Annotated in this window: 13 protein-coding genes and 2 tRNA genes; 11 read left to right on the forward strand and 4 right to left on the reverse strand. The window is 72.6% G+C overall.

Translation table 11 applies throughout. The annotated features are described in order from the left end of the window. Nucleotides 1-61 precede the first annotated feature (61 nt). A complete protein-coding gene (gene rocD, locus ACEY2A_RS00245; protein ID WP_374928898.1) occupies nt 62-1,309 on the forward strand; it encodes an ornithine--oxo-acid transaminase in 1,248 nt (415 codons plus the stop codon). Nucleotides 1,310-1,346: 37 nt separating this feature from the next. Continuing rightward, nucleotides 1,347-2,168: a sulfite exporter TauE/SafE family protein gene (locus ACEY2A_RS00250; RefSeq protein ID WP_374928899.1), complete on the forward strand. Its 822-nt coding sequence runs from the start codon at nt 1,347-1,349 to the stop codon at nt 2,166-2,168. Between the two features lie 81 nt (nt 2,169-2,249). Here the strand turns inward: ACEY2A_RS00250 and ACEY2A_RS00255 are convergent, their stop codons facing one another. After that, nucleotides 2,250-4,238 carry an acyl-CoA dehydrogenase gene (locus tag ACEY2A_RS00255; protein ID WP_374928900.1) on the reverse strand — a complete coding sequence of 663 codons (1,989 nt, stop codon included), beginning with the start codon at nt 4,236-4,238 and terminating at the stop codon, nt 2,250-2,252. After that, nucleotides 4,235-4,987, reverse strand: coding sequence for a TetR/AcrR family transcriptional regulator (locus ACEY2A_RS00260; RefSeq protein ID WP_374928901.1), 753 nt, complete (start codon nt 4,985-4,987; stop codon nt 4,235-4,237). Before ACEY2A_RS00260 ends, ACEY2A_RS00255 begins: the two co-directional genes overlap by 4 nt. Nucleotides 4,988-5,147: 160 nt before the next feature. Here ACEY2A_RS00260 and ACEY2A_RS00265 point away from each other — a divergent pair, with 160 nt between their 5' ends. From ACEY2A_RS00265 to ACEY2A_RS00305, 9 genes are all read left to right on the forward strand, one after another. Next, nucleotides 5,148-6,458: an acetyl-CoA C-acetyltransferase gene (locus ACEY2A_RS00265; RefSeq protein WP_374928902.1), complete on the forward strand. Its 1,311-nt coding sequence runs from the start codon at nt 5,148-5,150 to the stop codon at nt 6,456-6,458. 65 nt (nt 6,459-6,523) lie between these two features. Next, nucleotides 6,524-8,020 (forward strand): 3-oxoacyl-ACP reductase, encoded by a 1,497-nt coding sequence (locus ACEY2A_RS00270; protein WP_374928903.1) that lies wholly within the window; start codon nt 6,524-6,526, stop codon nt 8,018-8,020. Nucleotide 8,021: 1 nt separating this feature from the next. Continuing rightward, a complete protein-coding gene (locus tag ACEY2A_RS00275; protein ID WP_374928904.1) occupies nt 8,022-9,014 on the forward strand; it encodes a MaoC family dehydratase in 993 nt (330 codons plus the stop codon). 79 nt (nt 9,015-9,093) lie between these two features. Next, nucleotides 9,094-9,166 (forward strand) — tRNA-Thr (locus tag ACEY2A_RS00280). A gap of 38 nt (nt 9,167-9,204) precedes the next feature. Beyond that, nucleotides 9,205-9,278: transfer RNA gene (locus tag ACEY2A_RS00285), tRNA-Met, on the forward strand. Nucleotides 9,279-9,360: 82 nt separating this feature from the next. Beyond that, nucleotides 9,361-9,531 carry a 50S ribosomal protein L33 gene (gene rpmG, locus ACEY2A_RS00290; protein WP_015780047.1) on the forward strand — a complete coding sequence of 57 codons (171 nt, stop codon included), beginning with the start codon at nt 9,361-9,363 and terminating at the stop codon, nt 9,529-9,531. 85 nt (nt 9,532-9,616) lie between these two features. Then, nucleotides 9,617-10,129 (forward strand): MaoC family dehydratase N-terminal domain-containing protein, encoded by a 513-nt coding sequence (locus ACEY2A_RS00295; RefSeq protein WP_374928905.1) that lies wholly within the window; start codon nt 9,617-9,619, stop codon nt 10,127-10,129. After that, nucleotides 10,129-10,593: a MaoC/PaaZ C-terminal domain-containing protein gene (locus tag ACEY2A_RS00300; protein WP_374928906.1), complete on the forward strand. Its 465-nt coding sequence runs from the start codon at nt 10,129-10,131 to the stop codon at nt 10,591-10,593. The genes ACEY2A_RS00295 and ACEY2A_RS00300 overlap by 1 nt, the downstream gene beginning before the upstream one ends. Next, nucleotides 10,590-11,705 carry a UDP-N-acetylmuramate dehydrogenase gene (locus ACEY2A_RS00305; RefSeq protein ID WP_374928907.1) on the forward strand — a complete coding sequence of 372 codons (1,116 nt, stop codon included), beginning with the start codon at nt 10,590-10,592 and terminating at the stop codon, nt 11,703-11,705. Before ACEY2A_RS00300 ends, ACEY2A_RS00305 begins: the two co-directional genes overlap by 4 nt. 54 nt (nt 11,706-11,759) lie before the next feature. Here ACEY2A_RS00305 and ACEY2A_RS00310 read toward each other — a convergent pair whose 3' ends face one another. After that, the gene (locus ACEY2A_RS00310; protein ID WP_374928908.1) at nt 11,760-12,830 is read right to left on the reverse strand and encodes an adenosine deaminase; all 1,071 of its coding nucleotides are present in this window, start codon (nt 12,828-12,830) and stop codon (nt 11,760-11,762) included. Next, nucleotides 12,820-13,269, reverse strand: a complete 450-nt coding sequence (locus ACEY2A_RS00315) for a hypothetical protein (protein WP_374928909.1) — start codon at nt 13,267-13,269, stop codon at nt 12,820-12,822. Before ACEY2A_RS00315 ends, ACEY2A_RS00310 begins: the two co-directional genes overlap by 11 nt. Between the last annotated feature and the right edge of the window lie 15 nt (nt 13,270-13,284).

Here is a 13,284-nt window from a genome sequence, read left to right on the forward strand (position 1 = left end):
CGCACCTCGCGCGTGGGGGCGGGGTGGCTCGTCGAACACCCACCGGACTACCGTGGGGACCATGACCCAGACTGTGACCCCCGTGGACCTGACCGACGAGCAGAGCTCGAACGACCCCCAGTGGTACATCGGCCTGGAGGACGAGCACGCGGCCCACAACTACGGCCCGCTGCCGGTCGTGCTGGCCGAGGGCCACAACGCCCAGGTCACCGATGTCGCCGGCAAGACCTACATCGACGCCCTCGCGGGTTACTCGGCGTTGAACTTCGGGCACGGCAACGAGCAGCTCATCGAGGCTGCCCGTGAGCAGCTCGGCAAGATGACGCTGACCTCCCGCGCCTTCCACTCCGACCGTCTCGGCCCGTTCGTGCGCGACCTGGCGGCCCTCATCGGCAAGGACATGGTGCTGCCGATGAACACCGGTGCCGAGGCCGTGGAGACCGCCATCAAGATCGCCCGCAAGTGGGGTGCGGACGTCAAGGGCGTCGAGAACGGCAAGCAGCACATCATCGTGATGGACGGCAACTTCCACGGCCGCACCTCCACCATCATCAGCTTCTCCACCGACGAGGACGCCCGCGACGGCTTCGGCCCCTACGCGCCCGGTTTCCAGGTCGTGGAGTACGGCAACGCCCAGGCCGTCCGCGACGCGATCACCCCGGACACCGTGGCCGTCATGCTCGAGCCCATCCAGGGTGAGGGCGGCGTCGTGATCCCGCCGGAGGGTTACCTGGCCGAGATCCGCGAGATCACCCGCGAGAACAACGTGCTGATGATCGCCGACGAGATCCAGTCCGGCCTGGGCCGCACCGGTACCACGCTGGCCTGCCAGTACGAGGGCGTCGAGGCCGACGTCTACACCCTCGGCAAGGCCCTGGGCGGCGGCATCGTGCCCGTCTCCGCGGTGCTGGCCAACTCCGACGTCATGGGCGTCATCACCAAGGGCACCCACGGCTCGACCTTCGGCGGCAACCCGCTGGCCGCGGCCGTGGGCCACGAGGTCGTGAAGATGCTGGCCACCGGTGAGCACCAGAAGGCCGCCCAGGAGCGCGGCAAGCAGCTCGCCGAGGGCCTGGAGGCGCTGGTCGGCAAGGGTCTTGTGGCCGTGCGCACCCGTGGCCTGTGGGCCGGGCTCGACATCGACCCCGAGATCATGACCGGCCGCGAGGCCTGCGAGAAGCTCATGGAGGCCGGCGTCCTGGCCAAGGACACGCACGGCTCCACCATCCGTCTCGCCCCGCCGCTGACCGCCACCGAGGCGGACATCGACGCCATCGTCCAGGCCGTCCGCACCGCGCTGGGCGCCTGAGCCGCGACACTCCACCGACGATGACGGGGACGCACCCTTGACCTGGGGCGTCCCCGTCGTCGTCGGTCTGCTCGTGGGGCTGCTGATGGGCTCCTTGGGGGGAGGGGGCGGCATCATCGCGGTGCCGGCCCTCATCCACCTGATGGGGCAGGACCCGCACCAGGCCACGACGACCTCGCTCGTGGTGGTCCTCATGACGAGCGTGGTGGGGATCGTCCAGCACGGTCGGGCGGGGAGGGTCGCCTGGTCGGAGGGGTTGGTCTTCGGTGTGCTCACCGTCGGTGGGGCCGCGGTGGGGTCCGTGTGGTCGGCGAGGGTGCCCCCGCAGGTCCTGATGCTGTCGCTCGGTGCGCTGCTGGTCGCGGTCGCCGGGTTGATGGCCCGTCGTGCGGCCGCCTTGGCCCGCGCCCACCGCGCGGGTCCCACCAGCTCCGATGCGGTGACGGTGCGCCGTCCGCTGGTGTCCACCCGGCCGCTGCGGGTCGACCTCGGACGCCTGCCGGTGGTGGTGGCGGTGGCGACGGGGGCAGGGGTCCTCACCGGCTTCTTCGGGGTCGGTGGGGGGTTCGCGGTGGTGCCGGCGCTCACCCTGGTCCTGGCGCTCCCGATGGCGCGGGCGGTCGGCACCTCGTTGCTGGTGATGGTGGTGACGGCGGCGGCGTCGTTGGCGGTGCGGGGTGGCACCGAGGGCCTCCAGCTCGACTGGCCGCTCACCCTCACCTTCGGTCTGTGCGCGATGGGGGCGAGCGTCGCCGGGGTGCGCCTGGCCGGGGGGTTGGCCGCCCACCGGCAGCAGGCCGCGTTCGCGGTGCTGCTGGTGGTGGTCGCGGTGATCACGACGGCCCAGGCGGTGGTCTGAGGCGCGGTCCCGCACGACCTCGATGTGTCAGTGCTGACGCACGACCTCGATGTGTCAGTGCTCCCGCACGACCTCGATGTGTCAGTGCTGACGCACGACGCCCGCGTCGTCCTGCCCGTCGAGCAGCGTGCTGGCCAGCCACTCGTCCGGGATCGCGAACGCGTTCACCAAGGTCACCGCGTGGGGGCGGAGAGTGGCGCACAGCGCGTTGATCGTGGCGGTGACGGACTTCGACTTCGCGGCCCGCATGTGCTCGTGCTCCAGGAACCAGGCCGCGTTCTCCTCGATCACGCCGAGGGCGTAGAGGTCGCACACCTGGTCCAGCACCTCGGCCAGCGCCGGGTCCTCGCACTCCTCGACCTGCTGGGCGAAGGCCTCCAGCACCACCCGGTCGATGTGGGCGCGCGCCGCCAGCAGCAGGTGGTCCTGCACGTCGTTGAAGGCGGCGAACTGCTCGGTCTCGGTGCCCCGCTGGGCGCCACGCATCCGCTGTGCGGCGGTCTCCAGCAGGTGCTTCTCGCGGAACTCGAAGCACTCCACCTGCCAGGCGCGGTCCATCACCACGTCCTCGGGGTCGCGCCGGCGGGCGACCTCCACCAGCCGGTTCACGAAGCCCTTGGCCGCGGTGCGCTCGATGACCACGCCCGAGAACTGCGTGGCACCGAAGCGCAGCATGCCGGTCATGTTCAACGAGCCGATGGCCTTGGAGTAGTTGGTGAGCAGGCCCTTGGCCACCAGCTGCAGGAGCACCGTGTTGTCGCCCTCGAAGGTGGCGAACACGTCGGCGTCCATGCGGCGCTGGGTCAGTCCGGAGCTGGCCATGTACCCCGCACCGCCGCAGGCCTCGCGGCAGAGCTGCAGCACGCGGTTGGCCTCCTCGGTCTGCAGGGCCTTGAGGCCGGCGGCACGGGACTCGAGCTCGCGCTGGGCGCGCTCGTCGTGGTCGTCGGGAGCCGCGGTCTGGATCTCGTGCAGGTTCTCCACCAGCTCGTTCTGGGCGAACGCGAAGGCGTAGCTGCGGGCGATGGCGGGCAGCAGCTTGCGCTGGTGGGCGCGGTAGTCCAGCAGGGTCACCTCGCCGTCGGGTCCGTCGAACTGGGTGCGCTGGTCGGCGTACCGGGTGGCGATCGCCAGGCCGGCGCGCGCGGCGGAGCTCGCCCCGCCCCCCACGCTCACGCGGCCGCGCACCAGGGTCCCCAGCATCGTGAAGAATCGCCGCCCGGGGGAGTCGATGGGGGAGCTGTAGACCCCCTCGGCATCCACGGAGCCGAACCGGTCGAGCAGGTGGGTCCGGGGCACGCGCACGCCGTCGAAGGAGATCGTGCCGTTGTCCACGCCGGGCAGCCCGCCCTTGGCGCCGTTGTCACCGAGGGTGACGCCCGCCATCGGTTGGCCGGCGTCGTCGCGGATCGGCACCACCAGGGCGTGGATGCCGCGGTGGGTGGGGTCGTCGTCCTCGATCCCCTCGGGCAGGGAGTCGTCGTCGGGGGTGATCAGTTGCGCGAACACCACGGCCATCTGCCCGTCGCGGGCGGCGTTGCCGATGTAGGTCTTGGTGGCCGAGCGGGTGGGGGAGTCGATGACGAACTCGTCGGTGGCCCGGTCGTAGGTGGCGGTGGTCTCGAGGGACTGCACGTCGGAGCCGTGGCCCACCTCCGTCATCGCGAAGCAGCCGAGCAGCTCACCCCGACCGGTGGGCGGCAGCCAGGCCCGGTGCTGCTCGTCGTTGCCGAGGCTGGCGATGGCGCCGCCGAACAGCCCGAACTGCACGCCCATCTTGACCGTGAGGGAGAGGTCCAGGGCGGCGATCGTCTCGAAGGCCACCACGGTGCCGCCCACGTCGTTGCGGGCGCCCCCCGTCTCGGCGTAGCCCATCCCGGCGAGGTCCTGCTCGGCCAGCTGCATCAGCGCGGCGGTGGTGGTGGCGCGCTTCTCCTCCAGCGAGCCCTCGGCCTGCACCAGCGCGGCGGTCGGGTCCACCTGGGTGCGGATGCGGTGGCGGGTCTCGGCCCAGCGGCCGTCCAGGCAGGTGGTGAGCGCGGCGGTGAGGTCGGTGGCGGGCGTCGTCATCGGTTCGCTCCTGGGGTGGGGTTCGTGCGGGGTGCGTCAGGGGGGCCGGCCGCGGCCCCGGGCGCGGCGGTGCCGGCGGCGATCGCGTCGAAGCGGGCACCGAAGAGCTCTGCCACCTCGTCCACCAGCTGCTCGCGGGGCGGGCGGTCGTCGCGGGAGACCCAGTCCTCGCAGATGAAGCGCACCAGGCCCACCAGCCCGTGGGCCAGGGTGCGGGCGGTCTCGGTGGTCACGGCTGCCTGGCCGGCCTGGCCGCCCGAGCGCGCCGCGGTGCGCAACAGGTGCTCCATCACCGGGGTGAGGCGCTCGCCCATGCGGCTGGACATGCCGGCCACCGGGTCGTCGCCGTCGGTGTCGTTGAGGGGGCGGGTCACGACGAAGCGGTAGATCTCCGGGTCGCGCTCCACCAGGGACAGGTAGGAGTTCGTGATGGCGGCGATCACCGTGCGGGGACTGCGCTGGGCGCCGGCGGCCTCGGTGGCGGCGGCCATGTCGCCCCAGACCACGGCGTCCACGGACTCGATGACGGCGCGCCAGGCCCCGGCCCGGTCGCCCAGGTGCCGGTACAGCACCGTGCGGGAGGTGCCTGCCTCGGCGGCGATCTCCTCCATGCCGATGCCGGGACCGTGCCGGCGCAGTGCGCGCAGGGCTGCCTGGGTCAGCTCGGCGCGGCGTCGGGCCCGGTGTGCGTCCCAGCGCGTGGTCCGTCCGTCGATGCGGCGCGCGGCGGTGTGCGGCAGCGTCTCCATGCGGTTCACTGTAGCCGGAAATCGCCATATGCGGAACGTGGTGTACCTGTTATTCTCGGCAGCGGACCCATCGTGTGGCCGGGCCCCTCACCGGGCCGGCGTGCCACGTGTCGGGCCACCGAGATCTGCAGCACCCGCTCTCACACCAGGAGTTCGCAGCATGGCCGAGCACCACCCCTCCAGCCCCCGGGGCACCGCGCTCGTGGTGGGCGCCAACCGCATCCCCTTCGCCAAGGCCGGCGGGCACTACGCCCAGGCCAGCAACCAGGACATGCTCACCGCCGCGCTCGACGGTCTGGTGGCCCGCCACGGGCTGGCCGGCGAGCGCCTCGGGGAGGTGGCCGCCGGTGCGGTGCTCAAGCACGCCCGGGACTTCAACCTCACCCGCGAGGCCGTCCTCGGCTCCGCCCTGGACGCGCGCACCCCCGCCTACGACCTGCAGCAGGCCTGCGGCACGGGCCTGGAGACGGTCATCCAGGTGGCCAACAAGATCACCGCCGGCCAGATCGAGGCAGGCATCGGTGCCGGGGTCGACACCGCATCGGACGCCCCCATCTCGCTGGGCGACGGCCTGCGCCGCGCGCTGCTCGACCTCTCGCACGCAAAGAAGCCCGCGCAGAAGCTCAAGGCGCTCGCCGGCATCCGCCCCGGCGATCTCGCGCCGGAGACCCCGCAGAACGCCGAGCCCCGCACCGGCCTGTCGATGGGGGAGCACATGGCCCGTACTGCGGCCGAGTGGAAGATCTCCCGCGAGGCGCAGGACGCGCTGGCGGTGAAGAGCCACCAGAACCTCGCCGCGGCCTGGGACGAGGGCTTCTTCGACGAGCTGGTCACGCCCTTCCTGGGCCTGTCGCGTGACGCCTTCCTGCGCCCGGACACCACCGAGGAGAAGCTGGCCGGGCTCAAGGTCGTCTTCGGCAAGGACGGCCACGCCGGGCAGCCGGGCACGCTGACGGCCGGCAACTCCACGCCGCTGACCGATGGGGCCGCGGCCGTGCTGCTCTCCTCGCCCGAGTGGGCCGCGCAGCACCGCCTGACCCCGCTGGCCCGTTTCGTGGACGCCGAGGTGGCCGCTGTCGACTACGTGCACGGTGACGACGGCCTCCTCACCGCGCCGATCTTCGCGGTGCCGCGCCTGCTGGAGCGCCAGGGCCTGAGCCTGCAGGACTTCGACTTCTACGAGATCCACGAGGCCTTCGCCTCCACGGTGGAGGTCACCCTGGCTGCGTGGGAGGACGAGGAGTTCTGCCGCACCCGGCTGGGCCTGCCCGGTGCGCTCGGTTCCATCGACCGCTCGCGGCTGAACGTCAAGGGCTCCTCGCTGGCCGCGGGGCATCCCTTCGCCGCCACCGGTGGCCGCATCGTCGGCACGCTGGCGCAGCTGCTGCACCAGAAGGGCAGCGGCCGCGGGCTCATCTCCATCTGCGCCGCCGGTGGGCAGGGTGTCGTCGCCATCCTGGAGGCCGTGTGATGACCGCAGACCGCCGCATGGCAGACACCCGCACCGCAGACCATTCCACCTCGGGAGGACGTGCCGTGAACCGTTCGCAGGACGGCTACCTGAAGTTCGTGAACTCCGACCTCGGGGCCAAGCTGGCCAGCACGCTGGGCCTGCCGCGCCCCGTGCCGCTGCGCCGTCATGAGCCGGGTCAGACCCTGCTCGAGGGGCCGGCCGTCCTGGCCGGCGCCGGCTCCGCGCCGCTGCTGGGTCAGGTCGAGACCTTCCTCGCCGCCCGCCAGGTGGAGGTGCTGCGCCCCGAGCTCCCGGTGGAGCAGGGCGACGAGCGTCCGGAGCAGGTCGCCGGCGACGCCCGCCCCGCTGCCGTGGTGCTGGACATGACCGCGGCCACCAGCCTGGCCGACCTCGATGTGGTGCGTCGTGCGGCCCGCGTGACGCTCAAGAGCCTGGCCCGCAGCGGCCGGGTCCTGCTGCTCGGCTCCACGCCATCGGCCCTCGTCGAGGCCGGTGCGCCCACCGAGCAGGTGGCCGCCGCACAGGCCCTCGAGGGGATCATGCGCTCCATCGGCAAGGAGCTCCGCGGTGGAGCCACCGCCAACCTGCTCTGGGTCGACCCGCAGGTCACCGGCGCAGCCGGCCCGACCAGCGCGGGTTCCACCGGCGCCGGCACGCCCGACGCCATCGCCCCCGAGCTCGTGGAGCCGCTGGACTTCTTCCTCTCGGCCCGCTCGGCGTACGTGTCCGGTCAGCCCCTGCGGGTGCAGCCGGCCGTGGCCCAGGAGTCCGGTGGCACGCTCGGCTGGCTCGACCCGCAGTCCGCCGACGTGGCGCCCTTCTCCGGCCTCACCGTGGTGGTCACGGGCGCGGGCCGCGGCATCGGCGCCGACATCGCCCGCACCTTCGCGCGCGACGGTGCGCGGGTAATCGGCGTGGACGTCCCGCAGGGTGGCGACGCCCTGGCGGCGGTCATGAACGAGATCGGTGGCGTCGCGCTGCAGCTCGACATCACCGCCCCGGATGCGGGGGAGCGCATCGCCGCCGCGGTCACGCGCAGCGGCGCGGATCGGCTCCACGCCATCGTCCACAACGCCGGCATCACCCGCGACAAGCTGCTGGTGAACACCGACGCCGACCGCTGGAACTCGGTGCTGGAGGTCAACCTGGCCGCCCAGTTCCGCATCAACGAGGTGCTCCTCTCCGGTGTGGCCGGCGGTCTGGGTGAGGGCAGCGCCATCGTGGGTGTCGCCTCCACCTCGGGCATCGGCGGCAACCGTGGCCAGTCCAACTACGCGGCCTCGAAGGCGGGCGTCATGGGCACCGTGCGGTCGATGGCGCCGCAGATGGCGGGCCGCGGCATCACGGTGAACGCCGTGGCGCCGGGCTTCATCGAGACCGAGATGACCGGCAGGATCCCCGCCGTCACGCGCGAGGTCGGTCGCCGCATCAACTCGATGGCGCAGGGTGGCCTGCCGGTGGACGTCGCCGAGACCATCGCGTTCCTCGCCCGCCCCGCCAACGACGGTGTCACCGGCCAGGTGCTGCGCGTCTGTGGCCAGAGCCAGCTGGGGGCCTGACATGGCGACCCGTGCCACCGTCCCCGCCGGCAGGCCCGACGGCCCCGGCGCCCCCACGGCGCCGGACGCCGGCGCCGCCGACCTCGAGGTCGAGCTCCTCGATGCGGTGCCCAGCCCGGTCTCGCTGTTCGGTCGTGCTCTGCGCGCCAAGGGCCGGTCCACGCTGAGCAGTGACGACCTGCCCGCCACGCGCCTGGTGGTGCCCGATGCCGGGTGGACCACCCGCGAGCTCGCGGCCTACGCGCGACTGTGCGGCTACCCCCTGGGTGGCCCCGTGCCGTCCACGTGGCTGCACGTGCGCACCTTCGGCCTGCAGATGAAGCTGATGACGGCCCACGACTTCCCGCTGGCGGTGCTGGGTCTGGTGCACATCACCAACCGGTGGCGCATGCACGCCCCCGTGGCCCCGGACGCCGAGCCCACCTTCACCGTCTGGGCCGACGGCCTGGCCGCCCACCCCAAGGGCGTGCTGGTGACCCTCGCCGCCCGGGCCGAGGTGGGAGGTGACCTGGTCTGGGAGGGCTGGAGCGACTACCTGGCCCGTGGCGCGACACTGGTGGGGCAGGCGACCGACCAGTCCACGCCCGGCGGCTCCGCAGCCGCGTCCGTCGGCAGCATCGACGCGGCCAGCCTGCCGCAGCGGGCCCGCTGGCGCTTCGGTGCCGATGCCGGCCGTCGGTACGCCGGCGTGGCGGGCGACGCCAACCCCATCCACCTGTGCGCTCCCACGGCCAAGGCATTCGGCTTCAAGCGCGCCATCGCCCACGGCATGTTCACCGCGGCCCGCGCGGTCGCGGCACTGGGCCCGCGGGTGCCGGTGGCGCACGAGATCGAGGTGCAGTTCGGCAAGCCGCTGTTCCTGCCCTCGACGGTGGACCTCCGGGCCTCCTCGGTGGCCCCGGGCGACCGTCCTGCGCGCCCGACGGAGCTCGCGGTGACCGCCAAGGACCCGTCGATCGTGCACATGACCGGGGTGGTGCGAGCGCTGGAGTGAGCCCAGAATCGGCGTGATGACGCCGATTGGCGCATCTCGGGGCGTGTGTGTAACATTCTCCGAGCGGTTCACGCCGCAGGCCCCCATAGCTCAGTCGGCAGAGCGTCTCCATGGTAAGGAGAAGGTCAACGGTTCGATTCCGTTTGGGGGCTCTGGTGGAGGCCGGTCGCAAGGCCGGTCATCCCGCCGAGGCGGGGTAGCTCAGCTGGTTAGAGCGCACGACTCATAATCGTGAGGTCAGGGGATCGAGCCCCCTCCCCGCTACTGGTAGAAGGTCCTGCACCAGGGCCTGACGCCGTGCCCGTCAGGGCGCACCACGAACAATCGTCCGAGAGCAGGTTGCCCCATGGCCAGCAAGAGCGCTGACGTCCGCCCGAAGATCACTCTGGCGTGCACGGACTGCAAGGAGCGCAACTACATCACCAAGAAGAACCGTCGGAACAACCCCGACCGTCTTGAGCTGAAGAAGTTCTGCGCGCGCTGCCAGTCCCACACCGCGCACCGCGAGACCCGCTGAGGTCCGCGACCACGCACATCCAGGAGGACCGTCCCCGTCGGGGGCGGTCCTCCTGCGTGTGTCCGGGGTCGCATAGGCTGCTGCCATGACGCCTCCCACCACCGATTCCGCGTCCGCCGGCACGCTCGCCGAGCGTGTCAGCGGCCGGAGCTGGACGTTGTCGGACCCCTACCAGGTCGCGCGCCCCGCCCTCCGGGACTTCGCCGCAGCAGTGGGTGCCACCCACCCGATGCACCACCACCTGGAGTCCGCCCGGGCAGCCGGCCACGCCGATCTGGTGGCGCCGCCCACCTTCGTCGTGAAGGTCACGCAGGCGGCCGACTTCCTGATGCTGGCCGACCCTGACCTGGGCATCCGGCTGCAGAACGTCGTGCACGGGGAGCAGTCCTTCACCCACGAGCGCCCCGTGGTGGCGGGTGACGAGCTCACCGCCACCACCGAGGTCACCGGTGCCAAGATGGTGGGCACCACGTGCATGCTCCAGCTGTCCACGCGGGTCCTCGATGCGGCGGAGGAGCTCGTGGCCACCGGCACCTCCACCCTGGTCATCGCCACTGCCACGCCTGAGGACTCCTCCACCGAGGGGAAGGACGCCTGATGACCCGTTACGTCGACACCCCCTGCACGGCGCCGCTGCGTGCCTCGGAGCTCACCGTGGGTGACCAGGTCCTCGAGCGCACGGTCCGTCTCACCCGCGCCGACCTCATCGCCTACGCGGGCGCCTCCGGCGACCACAACCCCATTCACTGGAGTGACCGCATCGCCTCCGAGGTGGGCCTGCCCGGCGTGCTCGCGCACGGCATGCTCACGATGGGGCAGGCCGCCAGCTGCGTGGCGTCCTGGGCGGGCGACCCCGCGCGGGTGGTCGCCCTGGCCACGCGCTTCTCCGCACCGGTGGTCGTCCCGGACCCGGGCGAGGCAGTGCTGACCGTCGCCGCGTCGGTGAAGGCCATCGAAGGAGACCAGGTCACCCTCGCGCTGTCGGTCACCCAGGAGGGTGCGTCCAAGCCGGTGCTGGGAAGGGCCACGGCCGTGGTCGACCTCTCGGAGGGCCGCGCATGAGCGTCCCCTCCCTCTCCGGGGCCTCGACGGTGGAGCACGATGCGGCCTTGGCGCCGTTGACGACGCTGCAGGTGGGTGGCCCGGCCCGCACCCTCGTGCGTGCCGGGAGCACCGACGACCTCGTGGCCGTCGTGCGCGCCGCTGACGAGGCCGGTGACGACCTGCTGCTCGTCTCCGGGGGCTCCAACCTGGTCATCAGCGATGCGGGTTTCGCCGGCACCGTGCTTCAGGTCGCCACTCGCGGCATCGAGGTCCTGCAGGACGAGCCCGGGGGCAGCGTGGTGGTGCGCGCCGCGGCCGGGGAGCCGTGGGACGCCTTCGTGGCGCACGCCGTGGAGCAGGGGTGGAGCGGCATCGAGGCCCTGTCCGGAATCCCCGGGTGCGTGGGCTCCACCCCCATCCAGAACGTGGGGGCCTACGGTCAGGATGTCTCGCAGACCATCACCGAGGTCCAGGTGCTGGACCGGGAGACCGGCGAGGTCCGTGAGCTGTCCACGCAGGAGTGTGCCTTCTCCTACCGGGACTCCCTCTTCAAGCGCACGCAGAAGGGCTCCACCGGCCGGTACGTGGTGCTGAGCGTCACCTTCACCCTGGAGCGCAGCGACCTCTCGCAGCCGGTGGGTTACGCCGCCCTGGCGCAGGGCCTGGACGTCTCGATGGGGGAGCGCGTCCCGCTGGCTGCGGCCCGCGAGGCGGTCCTGGCCCAGCGTCGCCAGCGCGGGATGGTGTGGGACGCCGACGACCACGACACGTGGTCGTGCGGGTCGTTCTTCACCAACCCGATCATCCCTGCCGCGCAGATGGACGAGGTGCGGGCCCACGTCATCGAGCGGATGGGGCCGAACGCCCCGGAGCCGCCGGAGTTCGAGGCGGGTGAGGGCATGGTCAAGACCAGTGCCGCGTGGCTCATCGACAAGGCGGGGTACGGCAAGGGCTACGCCATGCCGGGGCCGGCAGCGCTGTCCACCAAGCACCCGCTGGCCATCACCAACCGCGGCGGTGCCCGGGCCTCGGACGTCGCGGCGCTCGCGCGGGAGATCCGTGAGGGCGTGGAGGACGCCTTCGGGGTGCGCCTGGTGAACGAGCCGGTCTTCGTGGGCCACCAGCTCTGAGGCGCCGGCCACCGCGCGGGCCGGCGCCCTGCGGGCCGGCGACGTCCGGGCGCCTCAGCCGTTCGCGGCCACCCAGGCGCTGATGTCGCGCTCGGCGGCGTCCCGCACGTCCTGCGGGGCCCGGCTGGCGGTGAAGGACGCACGCGCCAGGTCCCCCAGGGCGGCGGCGTCCAGCCCGTGCACGTCCCGGGCGGCCACGTACTGGTCGGCCAGGCGGGAGCCGAACAGCAGCGGGTCGTCGGCGCCCAGCGCGACGACGGCCCCCGCATCGAGCAGCTGGCGCAGCGGCACCTCGGACAGGGCGGAGTAGACGCCCAGGGCGACGTTGCTGCCGGGGCAGACCTCCAGGGCGATGCCGCGCCGCACCACCTCGGCCAGCACGGCGGGGTCCTCCACGGAACGCACCCCGTGCCCGAGGCGGTGCGGTCCCAGCGAGTCCAGTGCGGCGGTCACGTGCTGCGGTCCGAGCAGCTCGCCGGCGTGGGGGAGGGAGGCCAGTCCGGCGCGGCGGGCGATCTCGAAGGCCCGGCCGAACTCGGTGGTGTCGCCCCGCCGCTCGTCGTTGGACAGTCCGAAGCCGACTACCTCACCGGGGCCCTCCCCGGCGTACTGGGCGGCCAGCCGGGCCAGGGCGCGTGCGTCGTAGGGGTGCCGGGTGCGGCTTGCGGCCACCACCACGGCCACCCCGATGCCCTCCCCGGCGCTGGCGCGGCGCGCCTCGTCGAGGACGATCTCCAGGGCGGGGGTGATCCCACCGACGTGCGGTGCATAGCTGGTGGGATCCACCTGGATCTCCAGCCAGCGGGAGCCCTCGGCGGCGTCGTCGATCGCGGCCTCGCGCACGATGCGGCGCATGTCGCCCTCGGTGGTCACACAGGCGCGGGCGGCGTCGTAGAGGCGCTGGAAGCGGAACCAGCCCCGTTCGTCGGTGGCCCGCAGCCGCGGTGGCCAGTCGTCCACGAGGGCGGCCGGCAGGCGCATGCCCTTCTGGCGGGCGAGGTCGCGGAGGGTGTCGATCCGCATCGAGCCCGTGAAGTGCAGGTGCAGGTGCGCCTTGGGCAGGTCGAGCAGCGGGTCGCCCGCGCTGACCAGCCCCCCGGTCACCAGGTCGGCGTCAGCGCTCATCCGCCAAGGGGGCCTCGGTGGTGTCCTCGGCGCTGCTGCCGTCCGGGCCCGTGGGGTCCACCGGGTCGTTGGGGTCGGCTGCTCCGGTGTGGTCCACGGCGGGGTCGCTGGGGGCGCCCTCACCGGACCGCCCGCCGGCCTGCTCGGAGACCAGGCGGTCCGTCTCCTCGTCCTGTGCGCCGGCGTCGGCGAGCGGGAGGTCGGCGGAGGCGTCGGCGTCCTCCACCAGCTCGCTGCCGTCCTGCACGAGCTCGTCGGTGCTCAGGTCCTCGGCCGTGACCTCGCCGTACTCCTGCTGCACGTCCACCTCCTCGGCGGGGGTGTCGGGCTCGTCGTCGTAGGACAGGGTTCCTTCGGTCGAGTTCTCCTGGTCCGGGTCGACGAGGCCGTCCACGGAGTCGAGGTTCTCAGCGGGGCGGGGGAAGGTGTCGTCGCTCATGGCTCGAGTCTGTCA

This window comes from Kytococcus sedentarius (genome assembly GCF_041937525.1).
GTDB classification, from domain to species: Bacteria; Actinomycetota; Actinomycetes; order Actinomycetales; family Dermatophilaceae; genus Kytococcus; species Kytococcus sedentarius_A.